Genomic DNA, 14,431 nt, shown 5'->3' with positions numbered 1-14,431 from the left:
TCCTAAACTGTTTCTACCACATGGCCAATCAAAGTAGCCGACGAACATTCTGTTACTAACACTTGTACGTAGTCTCCTTTTTTGAAATTTTCTTTCGGGAATACTACCACTTTATTTTGGTCATTGCGGCCACACAAGAAATCATCCGAGCGCTTCGATGGCCCTTCTACCAACACTTTATGGGTTTTACCCACGGCCAGTTGATTACGCTCGCCTGAGTGCTGCAATTGTACCGCAATCACTTCTTGCAAACGGCGTTTTTTTACGTCCTCCGCAATGTCATCTTTAAGTTTCTTAGCAGCAGGTGTTCCTGGGCGCTCTGAGTAAGCAAACATGTACGCATAATCATATTTTACGTACTCCATCAGCGTCAACGTATCTTGGTGTTCTTCTTCCGTTTCAGAACAAAAACCCGTAATCATGTCCGTTGAAATACCACAATCTACCCCTAAAATTTCACGAATACGGTCAATTTTTTGGATGTACCACTCACGGTCGTACGTGCGGTTCATGATTTTCAACACGCGGCTATTCCCACTTTGCGCTGGCAAGTGAATGTATTTACAGATGTTTTCGTACTTTTTCATCGTCCAAAGTACGTCATCGGTAATATCTTTAGGGTGTGAAGTACTAAAACGTACGCGTAAATCTGGGCTAATGGTCGCGACCATTTCCAACAATTGCGCAAAATTCACCATTTGCCCTTCTCCCCCATCGGGAGTTGGGGGGCTATACTTATAAGAATCCACATTTTGGCCCAAAAGCGTTACTTCACGGTAGCCTTCATCGAAGAGTTGTTTTGCTTCACGAACTACGCTAAAAGGATCACGGCTACGCTCACGTCCACGGGTATAAGGTACTACGCAGAAGCTACACATGTTATCGCATCCACGCATGATGCTGATATAAGCCGTGATTCCGTTGGAATTGAGGCGAATAGGTGATATATCGGCATAAGTTTCTTCGCGAGAAAGAAATACGTTTACTGCTTTTTGGCCCGTTTCTGCTTCCTCAACCAACCGTGGCAAATCGCGGTATGAGTCGGGGCCTGCCACTATGTCCACAATTTTCTCTTCTTCCAAGAGCTTGGTTTTTAGGCGTTCTGCCATACATCCCAACACCCCCACAATCATACCTGGGCGTTTTTTCTTCAATGTGTTGAGGTGTTTCAATCGGTTTCTAACTTTCTGCTCAGCGTTATCACGGATTGAACAGGTATTTAAGAAAACGACATCGGCCATGTCTTCCGAAGAAGTAGTGGCAAAATCAGCATTTCGCATGACTGCGGCGACAATCTCGCTGTCCGAAAAATTCATCTGACAGCCATAGCTTTCGATAAACAGCCGTTTTTTACCTGCTGCCAATTCTTCTTCACTCACTTTCACGACTTCGCACGCCTCTTTATCGCTTTCCGACAATATTTTTAGTGTTGAGGTAATCATTCCAATAATTCGTTAAAAAAAAATTGAACCACAAAGGTATAAATTATAGACGACAAAACTGACAAAGTGGCAGAGTTTAACAAACTTTAAGGGAGTTCTCTTTCCAGATTGATGCGCTTTACCAGTCTTCTTGTTCATCCAAAAATTGGCGGTGTGCGCGTTGTAGCTCTTGGTATGTTTTGGTATTTTGTTGTTGGAGAGCCAATTCCATCCCTTTTTGGTACAATGCCTCAGCTCGTTCGAGGTTTTCGAGGGCCGCATACAACGCCGCAGCATGGTAATACGTTGGTAAATACGAAGGATGCTCGTCCAGCAACATATCAAAATAGACTTTGGCCTTTGAAGTGTCTTTGTTTAGATATTCCATCGCCAACGCATACGCATTAAAAGGGTCTTGAGAATCTTCTTCGTAAAATTGAAGCAGTAATTCGAGTCGGTTATTGTTCATAAAAAATTATTATGCAAGCATACTATTTTTAAACCTTGTGCTTTATATATTTGCACCAACAAAATAAATCTCCTTAAAGTTATATTTCAAATAATCCCGACGAAGCACATGAAAATTTTAGTTTGCATTACCAACGTACCTGATACAACGGCCAAAATCAGTTTTACCGACAATGACACTAAATTTAACAAAGCAGGCGTGCAGTACATCATCGGCCCGTACGATGACTACGCCCTTGCCAGAGCCGTTGAATTGAAAGAAAAGCTGGGAGGAACCATCACCGTTTTAAACGTAGGCGAAGCTGAAAGTGACCCTCAAATCCGCAAAGCATTGGCCATTGGTGCCGACGATGCCATTCGTGTCAATTGCGACCCACAAGATTCCTACTTTACCGCTGCCCAAATTGCGGCCGTTGCCAAAGAAGGCGGCTATGATTTGATTTTGATGGGACGCGAATCCATTGATTTCAACAGCGGCGTTGTTCATAGTTTGGTGGGCGAAATGCTTGGTATTCCGTCGTTTTCTCCTGTCATGAAACTTGACATTGAAGGTTCAACCGCCAAGTTTGCCCGTGAAATTGAAGGAGGTAAAGAAAACTTGGAAGCACCGCTTCCTTTGGTACTTGGTTGCCAAGAGCCCATCGCTGAGTGGAAAATCCCTAACATGCGTGGCATTATGACTGCCCGTACGAAGCCCCTAAAAGTGGTTGAACCAGTGGCCGTTGACGAGCTTGCGACCTTGGACAAATACACCTTGCCCGCCCCTAAAGGTGCTTGCAAGATGATTCCTGCCGACCAAGCGGAAACCCTCATTTCATTGCTCAAAACAGAAGCGAAGGTGTTGTAATAGCCCCCCACCCCCCGATGGGGGAGCTATAAAACATAAACTTAAAGTCCCCCTTTCGGGGGTTAGGGGGCTTCAAAATCATGTCAATATTAATATTTGTAGAACTCGATAACGGTAGTATCAAAAAAACATCTTTGGAGGCCGTTGCATACGGCGCAGAAATTGCCAAAGTAAAAGGAACTACCGCCACAGTATTGGCCATTGGCAATGCCGAAACGTCGGAATTGGCCTCCGCAGGTGCGTACGGTGCCAGCAAGGTTTTGCACGCAAACGCCTCAGAATTAGCCACTGAAAATGCCATGGCTTACGCCTCGGTATTGGCCGCCGCAGTTCAGCAGGAAGGAGCCGAGGTAGTTATTCTGCCAAAATCAGGTTTGTGTGATTCGATGGGGGCACGTGCCGCCGCTAAATTAGGGGCAAGCATTGTATCAGGAGTAACTGAGCTGCCCGATTTGACCGACGGTTTTAAAGTAAAACGCAGTATTTATACAGGAAAAGCTTTTGCAACGGTCGCGGTAAAAGGAGCAATCAAAATTTTGGGTATTAAGAAAAATGCCATTGAGGCCATTGCTGGCAGCGGAAGTGCCGAGGTTGTTGGCTTCTCTCCTGCCCTTGGCAGTGGCGATTTTGTAGCCAAAGTAGTAAGCCAAGAAAAAGCCAGCGGCGAGTTGTCGCTAACCGAAGCCGACATTGTGGTATCGGGTGGACGTGGAATGAAAGGCCCTGAACATTGGCAACCGCTTCTCGACTTGGCACAGTCACTTGGTGCCGCTACGGGTTGTTCAAAACCAGTTTCTGACCTTGACTGGCGTCCTCACCACGAGCACATTGGCCAAACAGGTATCAAAGTGGCACCTAATTTGTACATTGCTTGCGGAATTTCGGGGGCTATTCAGCACTTAGCAGGTGTTAATTCATCCAAAGTGATTGTGGCCATCAACAAAGATCCCGAAGCGCCATTCTTCAAAGCCGCCGATTACGGCATCGTAGGTGATGTTTTTGACATTTTACCTCGCTTGACCAAAGCGGTGAAAGAAAGTAAATAAGACGCAAGAAGTAAGGGGGCAAAAGGTAAGTAGGCAAATGCAGACTTACTCTTTGCCCCTTACTTCTTGCCATTCTGAAATTTGCTACTTGTCTTTTATTATTTTGAAACTTCGTCGAAAGTTCCAATGTTACAAACCTGCGGGAGAAAAGAAAGCCTTTTCAAATCCCCGCAGGTTTACTATTTTTGTGTCCTAAAAAAAGCCGTGCTTTAGCATTTATCATAGTGGAAAAAATAAAACTTGAAATTTTGGGGCTTTCCCCGAGCCAATCCCAAACTGGTTCGTTTGCTTTGGTGTTGGGAGAAGAATACGGGAACCGTCGTTTACCGATTATTATTGGGATGTTTGAAGCGCAAGCCATTGCGATAGAAATAGAAAAAATCCAGCCCAATCGTCCCATGACCCACGACTTGTTCAAGTCGTTTGCAAAGGCATTCAATTATTCAGTCAGTGAGATTATCATTTCGGATCTAAAAGAAGGCATCTTCTTCGCTCGTTTGCAATGCACTGATGGCATTCGTGATACGGTGATTGATGCACGCCCTTCTGATGCCATAGCCATTGCACTGCGTTTCAATGTGCCCATTTATACGTACGAAACCATTTTGTCGGAAGCAGGCATCACCTCTGGTTCACAGTCTGACGCCGACGAACCTATAGAAGAAATTGTACAGTCGTCAAAGCCACGTTCGTGGACTGACCAAATCAAAAACATGAGTTTAGAAGAGCTTCACAAAGTGTTGGAGCAATCTCTCAACAACGAAGAATACGAAAAAGCAGCTAAAATTCGTGACGAAATAGCACGTCGGAATTAGCAGAAGGGAATTATTTTTATCAACTGTTCCCAAACAGAAAAGCCCCGACCAAATCGGGGCTTTTCTGTTAAACAATGAACGTTTTATTTTTTCTTCTTAGTAGGCAACACAGGCACTGGAATTTTTGAGGCAAACTCAGCGGCGCCTTTTTCGATAGCATCTTTAAAGAATGGGAAAGAAGTATCGTTGCTCGACTGGCCCAAATCCAACGCTTTTTTCGCCAACGGTGCTGCTTCAGCAAAGTTACCCAACTTGGCCAAAATTTGGGCTTTAGTCCAAACGTTACGGAATGTCTCTTTGTAAGCTACCGCTTGGTTGACCATCGAAAGGGCTTTTTGGAGATTGCTTCCTTTGCCCAACAAATACGTTGCGCCCGCATTCATGTTGTTAGCACTTGCTTCCGCAGCTTTATCAATGGCTGTTTCCACAATCTTAGTCGTAGGAATGGCCAACAATGGGCTTACTTTTACTTTGTCCCATTTGATGTCTAAGTTTGCAGTAGAGTCAGTAATGTTGGAAAAACCAATTTCAAACGATTCCGTCATGGCTGCTTGCTCAGGCTTTACCGATATACGGGCTACGTCGTCTGCTTGCTTGTATTGTTCTGGCGCAGTTGCGGCTGATTTATTGATAATTACCGTCCACGCATCAGCATTTGGAATGCTATAAAGGAAGTACTTACCTGCTGGAACGGTTTTACCATCCAACATAATATCAGTTGAAAATTCAATGGCCGTTGCTTGGTTAGCACCCGTACGCCAAAACTGACCATAAGGAACAAGTTTACCAAATACCTCACGGCCTTTTACGGCTGGACGAGAGTATTTTACTGTAATGTCAGTGACTCCTACAGTTTGCATCACTGTCGCTGCTGGACTAGGTTGTGGGGTACGGATTTGGGCCATAGCCATACCGCCAACAAAAGTTAAAGCGGTGATTACCAACGATTTTTTCATCTTTTTAGGTATTTTAATAGATAAATTTGGGAAATTTTCGAGGCGAAGATACGGAAAAGAATGTGATAGATTCCATACCTTCGTCCTTGAATATTGTGCAATTTTAACAAACGTATGAACCGTACTCCACTCCTTCAACTCCTCCAAGCATACCAACCCACCGACACCGAAGAACAACGCATGTGGCTCGAAACCATTGAGTTTGTAAAACAGAATCCTGCCTGTTTTGAACGCTCACTCCAGATTGGTCACATCACAGGTTCTGCTTGGGTAGTGGACGAAACAGGGCATTTTGTCTTACTGATGCACCACCGAAAACTTGACCGCTGGTTTCAGCCAGGTGGCCACGCCGATGGCGAATGGGACATTTTACAAGTAGCGATTAAGGAAGCACAAGAAGAAACGGGTTTGGCATCTGTTGAAGTGGTGTCTCATTCAATCTATGATGTGGATGTTCACTTAATCCCTGCAAACGCCAAAGATTCCGCCCATTTTCACTACGACATCCGTTTCATGCTTCGTGCCAATAAATCTATACCCCTGAGAATCAACAATGAATCAAAAAACTTGGTATGGGTTCCGCTGGAAGATGTAGCAAATTACAACAATTCGGAGTCTATTATGCGCATGGCACGTAAACAAAAATTAAGTACTTTTTTTGAGTAAAACAGGTAATTCCGCTTATCTTTGGTACTTTAAGTAGTGTATTCCAAACAGAACAAGTACCATCATGAAGCGTACCTTAACTCCATGTCGAAGCATGGCGGTTATGTGTTTGTTGTGGGTTCTAAATTCCCATTTCAGTAACGCACAACACAACAAAGAAGACCGCAATAATTATCCTTCGCCACAAAACAACCCCAAAACCACCATTAGGGTGGACAAAGTACCTTTTGTCTTTTCGCCGCACTTGTCGTACAAAGAACAGAAACAGATTCAGATGAGTAAAAAACAGGTAGGCGGGATTACTTTTTCGGTCAAATCCGTTAAAAGTCAGCCCAATAATTACAAACAACCTACCTTCCGAAGTCGAAACAAAACCCAGAAAAAAAGCCTAATGGTTGCCGATACTTCCGCGCCTTACGTGCGCTACGAGCTGAGTGACTCGACCGACCAATGAGACCAATTGAGCAAGATTCGGATTGAATGCAATGCTGATTTCTACCTATTTTTGCTGAAAGAAATCTCCCCAGAAATGGACACTATCAGCGAACAGCAAAACATTGATTATCATCGAATTGAAAAAGCAATTCGTTTTATTGAAACTCATTTTCATCAACAACCGTCATTGGCCGAAATGGCTGACCACGTAGCGTTGTCGGAGTTTCATTTCAACCGACTTTTTAGCCGTTGGGCGGGGACAAGTCCGCAGCGATTCTTACGTTTTTTAACCAAAGAATTTGCCAAAGAACGCCTCGCCCAGTCGGCTAGCCTTCTTGATACTACCCTCGAAGCAGGCTTATCTAGCACTAGTCGCCTGCACGATTTGTTTGTAACCTATGAAGCCATGACTCCCGCTGAGTTTAAACACAAAGGCGAAGGGCTTACCATCCACTTCGGCATCCACGAAACGCCTTTCGGAGCTTGTTTCATTGCAGTCACGGCTCGGGGGGTGATGGAATTAAGGTTTTTGGAGGAGGAGGAAGCCGAACCGCTCACCCATTCGCTCCAACAGGAATGGATGAATGCAACCTGGATCTACGCGCCTGAAATCACCCAATCTACGGTCAATCAGATTTTTGATGTTACGCGTGATATGACACAACCCATTACGGTTCTGTTGCGCGGCACCAATTTTCAAATCAAAGTTTGGGAAGCTTTACTATCCATTCCAAAAGGACATCTAGCTAGTTATGAACAAATTGCCAAGCAAATAGGTCAACCCAATGCCCATCGGGCCGTAGGAACTGCCATTGGAAGTAACCGCATTGCCTATCTCATTCCTTGCCATCGAGTTTTGCAAAAAGTCGGGGGAATTGGGGGCTATCGCTGGGGCATTACCCGAAAAAAGGCAATTTTGGGCTGGGAAATGAGCCAGATTTCTTAAAAAAAAGGCGAACTTTGCGGCCAAAATCAAGATTTCTTTTTTCATGACTTCTCCCCTTATTGCCCCTTCGGTTTTGGCCGCCGACTTTGCTAATCTCCAACGCGATGTTGAAATGCTCAATGCGAGCGAAGCTGATTGGATTCACATTGACATCATGGACGGCGTGTTTGTACCCAATATTTCGTTTGGATTACCCGTTACGGCTGCGATCAAAAAATACGCTCAAAAACCGTTGGACGTCCATTTAATGATTGTGCAACCAGAGCGCTACCTAGCTGCCTTTCGTGACGCAGGAGCCGAAGTATTGACGGTTCATTACGAAGCTTGCCCGCATCTTCACCGTACTATTCAACAAATCAAGGACTTAGGAGCCAAAGCAGGGGTTGCACTTAACCCTCATACGCCCGTAAGCGTTCTTGAAGACGTCATTGCCGATTTGGACTTGGTACTGATTATGTCCGTCAATCCAGGTTTTGGTGGGCAAAAATTCATCGAACGTACCTACGAGCGTGTACGCCAAGCTGCGGCATTGATTGAGAAGCAGGGAAGTAAAGCCATAATAGAAATAGATGGTGGTGTCAACCAAGAAAATGCTCCCCTCCTCTACCACGCAGGTGCAAGAGCGCTGGTCGCAGGTAGCTTTGTTTTCAACGCCCAAGACCCCATCGAAACGATTTCGAATTTGAAGAAGGTTTGGTAAATATAGTCAGACATTACAGAATCCTTTATTGGTTGACAATCAATAAAGGATTCTTCATTTTAGGTCTTAGATTGCCCCCTCTATCTACGGCATCAATGGCTAATCCAAAAGCGTAATAATCATTCCGTTGGAGTACCTCGCCTTGCCCACTCACTACCACACGGGTAGTCTTCTAAAATTAACTATTTTGTATCAAAGAACTTTTACCTCGTTTTGAGACACTTTTTAGGCACTTACCGTGTCACAGACACTTTGTTTATTCTTGGTGCGTAGTCTTGAAGACTACGCACAACGGAGGCCGAACACTACGACGAGCTGGGATTGCAAATATCGCACAACTTTTACGCTAATCTTCATTCGGAACAGCCCGAACAACAGGGGAACTTGTAAATTCAAAATCTTCACAAATTATATAAAAATTAGATTTCCTTATATCATCTAAATCCGTCAAATTTTCACCCCAAGGAATAAAATCAAAAACGTATAAGCCATTTATTCTTAGAATATTACAATCTAATACAGTAATATGATTAGTAGACCCCATAGATTCGTAAAACTTGAATTCCTTTATTTTATTAAATTTGATTAAAATATTTTCATATACGTTAAAATTAGAATGCTCAATATTTCTTGCAATTACTTCTAATTCGATTAAATTTTCAATGTATTCGAGCTTATAATTTAACCTTTCTATGACTACATCACAAAAAGGCCCATATTTTTTTATTAATGCTGCTAATTTGTCCATTTTAAATGTGCTTTTAATGCCCAATATATTTTGAAGGTAATACTCGTGAAGGTAAAGATAACCAATTAGAAAATCGGCTCAAACTCAAAGAAAAAATCATTACAAATTACATAAAATTAAGAGTTATCAATCTCTTTTAAATCTGTAGTACTTTCAGACTAATGTATCATCAAATTTAACCTATTGGCTAAAAAGAATAGGCATTATCCGCTATATAATCTAAGAAATCTTCATATTCAGTACTTAGAACCTTGCCATTAGCATCAATATAAAAAACTTTGTCTAACGATATACCATCAATAACTCTAAAGCAGTAAAGCCCTCCTGCTTGGTCGTCAGAAAACGGGATGTAGCCATTTGGTAAATAATGCTTGAATTTTTTAAAAACAGTATCTATGTACCAATCGCTTTGCCTATCCATTGAGTGAATAATTGTGAAGCCGAAATAGCCACCACCAAATAATGAGCAAAAATCAATATATTTCTTGGGGAGTTTACAACCAATGTCTCTCTCGACGAACTCTATGTCTTTTTGGCTTATTTTGGAATCAGACTCAAGAGCTTCAAAAACATCCATAGTTTTTGCCTTTCCATTATGCAAAACTAAAAAATCTTCAATGTTCATAACTTATTGCTTTTTCTGACGACAGCTTTCGATTTTGACAATTTCTCCCAAAAAATGTAACTTGGTGGCTTAGTTTTTCAAATTACTGATATGGCTCACCAATACGTTGACTTTATTTCTGACGAGCATTTGCTCAATTGCATCCAAAATTTACATAGCTCTTACTTGAAAGCCAAAAATAATATTACAAAAAAGAGCTTTTATAGTAACAAAGTTGATACCATTAAACTGACTTTTGATGCTCAATTTAATGGTATCAACCAAGAAGATTTAATTCAATCTGAAATTCTAAGACAAATAGATAAGTCCATTAACAATTCTATTGGTACTTTCCATGAGCAAATTTTAGGTGGAATAAATGGCTACGAAATTGGAAATTTAAGTGGGTTTGATATTAAAGCAACAGATAATACACTATTCGCTGACATCAAAAACAAGCATAATACGATGAATAGTAGTTCGTCTGAAGCGTTATTCCAAAAACTAGCTCGATACGCAGACGATTACAAAAAAGCCAAATGTTACTGGGTTCAAATCTTGTCAAAAGGAAGCTTTAATGAACATTGGAAAGGCGAAATCAATGGAAAAGAATATAGCCATAGTCGGGTATTTAAAATTTCTGGTGACCAATTTTATGCCCTTTTGTCTGGACAACCTAATGCCCTTTTTCAATTGTATAAAGCATTGCCATTAGCAATAAAAGACTACCTCAACGCTGTAAATGCGGACAATATCGTAGCCGAAAATTCCGCATTAGATGAAATAAAATCTGAAATAGACGAGTCAAAACGTTCGATTCTTGACCAAATTACGTTTGAAAACTACAGTTATTACTGGGGTTTTAATGAGTTATGATATTCATTTAAAAACTTAACAATAGAATACCCAACTTCACGACCCAAATTGACTGGTACTGCATTTCCAATTTGTTTATACTGTTGCGCTAAAGAACCAGCAAATTCCCAATCATCTGGAAAAGTTTGAATACGAGCGTATTCACGCACGGTGAATGGTCTAGTTTCTTCGGGATGACAACGTTCCGTTTGTTTTTGAGCCGGACTGCAAGTAAGTGTTAAACAGGGTTCGTCCCAACCAATTCTTCTAGCAATTCCTGTTTTACCACCTCCTAAATAAAAACTGCCTCCCATAAATTCTTTTTGAATTTCAAGCGGTAAATCACGCCAATAACCTTTTTGTGGTACTAAATCTAAAACAGCCTTTTTACTCATCGGATATTTCGCTCCGCTTGACTTTGGAACATCACAATCAAACAGCTCACCTTGTTTCAAAGCGTCCTTTAGATTATATATTTTCTTGTATGGTTTTGGGTACAGATATTCTGTTTCAATATCTTTTCTTACGCCAACTAAAATCAACCGCTCTCTTTTTTGCGGAACTTTGTAATGAATGGCTTTTAAAACTTGAACAGGAACAACCCTATATCCAATTTCATCTAAAATTGAAATCATTCCTTGAAGGGTTTTTCCGTTATCGTGACTCAATAATCCTCTTACGTTTTCTCCAATACAGATCAATGGATTAGTTTCTTTTACTACACGAGCAAACTCATAAAATAACGTTCCTCTCGCATCTGCTAATCCCAGTTTTTTCCCTGCGTAACTAAATGCTTGGCACGGGAAACCACCCGTAACAACATCTACTTGTCCATTAAATTCTGAAAAGTCAAAATTCTTAATATCCCCTTCCAGAACTCTCCAATTTGGGCGGTTATTACGCAAGGTTGAACAAGCGAATTTATCTATTTCATTCAAGGCAACACATTTAAGACCTGCCTGTTCCATTCCTACGGCCAACCCACCAGCGCCTGCAAATAACTCCAAAACTTTATAGTCTCTTTGGGGCGAAACATAATTAGAAACCGCATCACGGGTATCCAAATGGACAAAATCAGAGAATAACTCTAAAACTTCCGTTTTTCTGTAAACACGATAGTTGCTCATAGGCTCTCTTACGGCTGACAATTTTCCTTCTCTATCCCAACGTCTTAGGGTTTCTTTGTTTTTTCCAAGCAATTCAGCTGTTTCAGAGAGTGTCAAAAATTCATCCATAACCAAATTATAAAACATTATATATTGGTTACAAATTTAGCTCTTTTTTAAATTCAAAAAACATTCAACGAAAAATTAGTTTGGCCTTACCTCCCAACAAACACCCCCGACCGCTTCCCCGTCGATTTTTGGGCGTGATACACTTCTTCTCCATTTACCCAAACCCGTTCGATGCCCGAAGACAACGCCGTTGGGTTTTGAATGGACGCATTGCCATTGACTCGATTGGGGTCAAACAATACCAAGTCAGCATAAAAAGCAGGTTGAATGAGCCCACGATTTTGAAGGCCCAAATTTTCTGCCGTCAAGGAAGTCATTTTCTGAATCGCCGTTTCTAGGGACATGAGTTGTTTGTCACGGACATAATGTCCCAACACCCGAGTAAATGCCCCGTATCCACGCGGGTGCCCACCCCAACCACCATCAGAACAAATGGTCGTAAACGGCCAAGCGAGGAAATTAGCCACGTCGCTCTCGCTCATTGATTTACCCATGATTGTTTCCGTACTTCCCTTAAAATCAGGATTTTTTTCGTCAAAATCAGCCGCTTCCGCAATCAGCCCCATGAGCGTTTTAGACGTTGTTTCGTTTCTCATTTGCGAGATAGCCAATATTGTTTTACCTACATAAGCGGCGTTGGGGGCATACCTCACCAATACTGAACCAGAGGGGTCAAATAATTGATTTACGGCAAATTCGGCGCTTTCGGTGTTGGTATAGTCCCGTTTTGGAAACAACACCCGCAAGGTCGAATTCCAAAAATCGTAGGGATAACAGTCGGCTGTGATGTTAATTCCTTGCGCTCTCGCTTTTTGCAATGTCCCCAACACTTCCCGCGAACGCCCCCACTGATCGCGTTTGGCTATTTTGATGTGAGAAACCTGGACGGGCATTTTGGTTTGCCGTCCAATCTCAATGATTTCGTCCAACGCCTCATCAAACCCAATGTCTTCGCTACGAATGTGGCTCATGTATCTGCCGCCCGCTTTGGCAGCAACTTTGGCCAATTGCAACACCTCATCACGGTTGGAGAAAAAAGCTGATTCATATTCCAAGCCCGTCGCTAACCCCAAAGAACCTTTTTCCATTTCGGCTTTGAGGTCGAGCTTCATTTTCTCAATTTCGTCTGTTTTAGCGGTTCGGAACAAGCTTTTCGCCCCCATCGCTTTGGCACGTAGGGTCGAGTGTCCTGTATATGTCGCCACGTTAACTGCCACGGGCTGTTGCTTCATTCGTTTTTGCAGGGTGTCTATCGGGTAGCTACTTCCGTCTTGCCCAATCACAATGGTCGTAATTCCCTGACTCACCAAGGCTTCGGCATCAGGGCGACTTTCTAGTCCTCCGAAATGGTGGCTGTGGGCGTCGATAAACCCAGGGGCTAACACCAATCCATTGGCGTTGGTCACTTTTTCTCCCACAAAAGGCTGTAAATCACCAACTTCCCAAATACGGTTATTTTTGATACGAACAGCACCCGCATAAGAAGCTATGCCCGTTCCATCCACTATTTTGGCGTTGGTAATCAGTTCGGTAGTTGGGAGTTTGGCTATTTTTCCTTCTAAAATCTGTTGCGCTACCCGAATCGCCGTTCCATCTTCCGAACTCGTGAGGGCAATAAACGTCCATTGCGGTGCTAGGAGCCGTTCAATAATCGTTTGAAAACCAACCCAGCCTCCCGTATGTGAAATTTTTCTACCGTCTTTGTCTAATCCCCAACCAAATCCATACCAAGATTTTGAGCCATCATTGAGCGTCGCAGGCGTAAAAGCTTCCTTTAATGTTGCTGTTTTCACCAGCTTTTCCGTATTCAGCGCCTGTTCCCACACCAATAAATCCTCCACCGACGAATACACATTTCCATCTCCCCAAACTCCATCTAATCGAATCAAATCATTGGATACATATTTTCCATTTACTCGTTTGGAGCCATATACCCTATTTTCGGGCGATTTGGGCATGGTAAGGGTGTAAATGTAGGTGTTTTTTAATCCCAGGGGTTGCACAATTTTCCGTTCAAAATAGCGCTGAATAGGTTCTGTAGTCAACTTTTCGATTAGGTATGCCAACAAAATATACCCCGTATTGCAGTACGAAAATTGGGAATTGGGTTGAAACTGCAACGGTGGGCGGTGGTTTTTGAGCAATTTTAACACCCCTTCATTTGTTAAGGTATCAAGTGTAGTGTTGTACTGCGTTGCCAAATCGAAGTACTCGGGCAACCCGTGGGTGTGGTTCAACAAATGCCGAATCGTAATGGTATCGTAGGGAAAATCTGGCAGGTGTTGTTTGAGCTTATCATCGTATTGGAGCTTTCCTTCTTCTTTGAGCATCATAATCATCATGCTCGTAAACTGCTTTGACACCGAAGCTAGGTTGAAGGCAGAGGCCGTTGTTAAGGATTGAGTAGCATTGGCAGCTACCGTTCCAAACGCTTTTTTATAGACCGTTTTTCCTTCTTTGGCGACCAAAAATGTCCCATTCAACATACCACGTTGATGGAGTAGGGTTAAAGAGGAGTCGAGGGTAGCGAGTTTTTGAGCATTAGGTTGGGCCATTGCAGTACCCAGAGCCATCAAGGCAAGGCATAACCAGCAAGCCTTACGAGCCCATTGATGAAGTGTGTTGTACGAAGCCATTTTTATCAGTTATAAAAAAAGCGTGAGACCGAAATGGACCCACGCTTTTTAAA

General features: G+C 42.6%; 15 protein-coding genes. 8 read left to right on the top strand and 7 right to left on the bottom strand.

Translation table 11 applies throughout. The features are described from left to right. Nucleotides 1-2: 2 nt before the first annotated feature. Nucleotides 3-1,442 carry a tRNA (N6-isopentenyl adenosine(37)-C2)-methylthiotransferase MiaB gene (gene miaB, locus AC23P2_RS07065; RefSeq protein WP_487772536.1) on the bottom strand — a complete coding sequence of 480 codons (1,440 nt, stop codon included), beginning with the start codon at nt 1,440-1,442 and terminating at the stop codon, nt 3-5. Nucleotides 1,443-1,560: 118 nt separating this feature from the next. Beyond that, a complete protein-coding gene (locus AC23P2_RS07060; protein ID WP_487772535.1) occupies nt 1,561-1,890 on the bottom strand; it encodes a tetratricopeptide repeat protein in 330 nt (109 codons plus the stop codon). Nucleotides 1,891-1,998: 108 nt separating this feature from the next. On the opposite strand from AC23P2_RS07060, the gene AC23P2_RS07055 reads away from it, so the two are divergent. The 3 genes from AC23P2_RS07055 to AC23P2_RS07045 all read left to right on the top strand — a co-directional run bounded on the left by AC23P2_RS07055 (nt 1,999) and on the right by AC23P2_RS07045 (nt 4,597). Further along, a complete protein-coding gene (locus tag AC23P2_RS07055; RefSeq protein ID WP_487772534.1) occupies nt 1,999-2,736 on the top strand; it encodes an electron transfer flavoprotein subunit beta/FixA family protein in 738 nt (245 codons plus the stop codon). 80 nt (nt 2,737-2,816) lie between these two features. After that, nucleotides 2,817-3,782, top strand: a complete 966-nt coding sequence (locus AC23P2_RS07050) for an electron transfer flavoprotein subunit alpha/FixB family protein (protein ID WP_487772533.1) — start codon at nt 2,817-2,819, stop codon at nt 3,780-3,782. 224 nt (nt 3,783-4,006) lie between these two features. Further along, nucleotides 4,007-4,597: a bifunctional nuclease family protein gene (locus tag AC23P2_RS07045; RefSeq protein WP_028525458.1), complete on the top strand. Its 591-nt coding sequence runs from the start codon at nt 4,007-4,009 to the stop codon at nt 4,595-4,597. 83 nt (nt 4,598-4,680) lie between these two features. Here the strand turns inward: AC23P2_RS07045 and AC23P2_RS07040 are convergent, their stop codons facing one another. Then, entirely contained in the window at nt 4,681-5,553 is an 873-nt protein-coding gene (locus AC23P2_RS07040) for a DUF2911 domain-containing protein (protein ID WP_028525457.1), read from the bottom strand. A 114-nt stretch (nt 5,554-5,667) separates the two neighbouring features. Here AC23P2_RS07040 and AC23P2_RS07035 point away from each other — a divergent pair, with 114 nt between their 5' ends. The 4 genes from AC23P2_RS07035 (at nt 5,668) to rpe (ending at nt 8,300) form a co-directional block, all read left to right on the top strand. Further along, the gene (locus AC23P2_RS07035) at nt 5,668-6,219 is read left to right on the top strand and encodes an NUDIX hydrolase (protein WP_487772532.1); all 552 of its coding nucleotides are present in this window, start codon (nt 5,668-5,670) and stop codon (nt 6,217-6,219) included. 64 nt (nt 6,220-6,283) lie between these two features. Next, a complete protein-coding gene (locus AC23P2_RS07030) occupies nt 6,284-6,673 on the top strand; it encodes a hypothetical protein (protein ID WP_487772531.1) in 390 nt (129 codons plus the stop codon). 75 nt (nt 6,674-6,748) lie between these two features. Next, nucleotides 6,749-7,600 carry a bifunctional transcriptional activator/DNA repair enzyme AdaA gene (locus AC23P2_RS07025; RefSeq protein ID WP_487772530.1) on the top strand — a complete coding sequence of 284 codons (852 nt, stop codon included), beginning with the start codon at nt 6,749-6,751 and terminating at the stop codon, nt 7,598-7,600. A 43-nt stretch (nt 7,601-7,643) separates the two neighbouring features. Beyond that, a complete protein-coding gene (gene rpe, locus AC23P2_RS07020; protein ID WP_487772529.1) occupies nt 7,644-8,300 on the top strand; it encodes a ribulose-phosphate 3-epimerase in 657 nt (218 codons plus the stop codon). Between the two features lie 346 nt (nt 8,301-8,646). On the opposite strand, the gene AC23P2_RS07015 is transcribed toward rpe, so the two are convergent. Further along, nucleotides 8,647-9,048: a hypothetical protein gene (locus AC23P2_RS07015; RefSeq protein WP_487772528.1), complete on the bottom strand. Its 402-nt coding sequence runs from the start codon at nt 9,046-9,048 to the stop codon at nt 8,647-8,649. A gap of 187 nt (nt 9,049-9,235) precedes the next feature. Continuing rightward, on the bottom strand, nt 9,236-9,673 hold the full coding sequence (locus AC23P2_RS07010) for an SMI1/KNR4 family protein (RefSeq protein WP_487772527.1): 438 nt from the start codon (nt 9,671-9,673) through the stop codon (nt 9,236-9,238). A 90-nt stretch (nt 9,674-9,763) separates the two neighbouring features. On the opposite strand from AC23P2_RS07010, the gene AC23P2_RS07005 reads away from it, so the two are divergent. Further along, entirely contained in the window at nt 9,764-10,528 is a 765-nt protein-coding gene (locus AC23P2_RS07005; RefSeq protein WP_487772526.1) for an Eco47II family restriction endonuclease, read from the top strand. Here the strand turns inward: AC23P2_RS07005 and dcm are convergent. Next, nucleotides 10,504-11,760, bottom strand: a complete 1,257-nt coding sequence (gene dcm, locus AC23P2_RS07000; RefSeq protein WP_487772525.1) for a DNA (cytosine-5-)-methyltransferase — start codon at nt 11,758-11,760, stop codon at nt 10,504-10,506. The two genes, AC23P2_RS07005 and dcm, sit on opposite strands and share 25 nt — an antisense overlap. Nucleotides 11,761-11,828: 68 nt before the next feature. After that, the gene (locus tag AC23P2_RS06995) at nt 11,829-14,378 is read right to left on the bottom strand and encodes a serine hydrolase (RefSeq protein ID WP_487772524.1); all 2,550 of its coding nucleotides are present in this window, start codon (nt 14,376-14,378) and stop codon (nt 11,829-11,831) included. Nucleotides 14,379-14,431 lie beyond the last annotated feature (53 nt).

It is taken from the genome of Runella sp. R0.1_18, from assembly GCF_057652155.1.
This window is presented reverse-complemented; position numbering and strand designations above follow the sequence as displayed.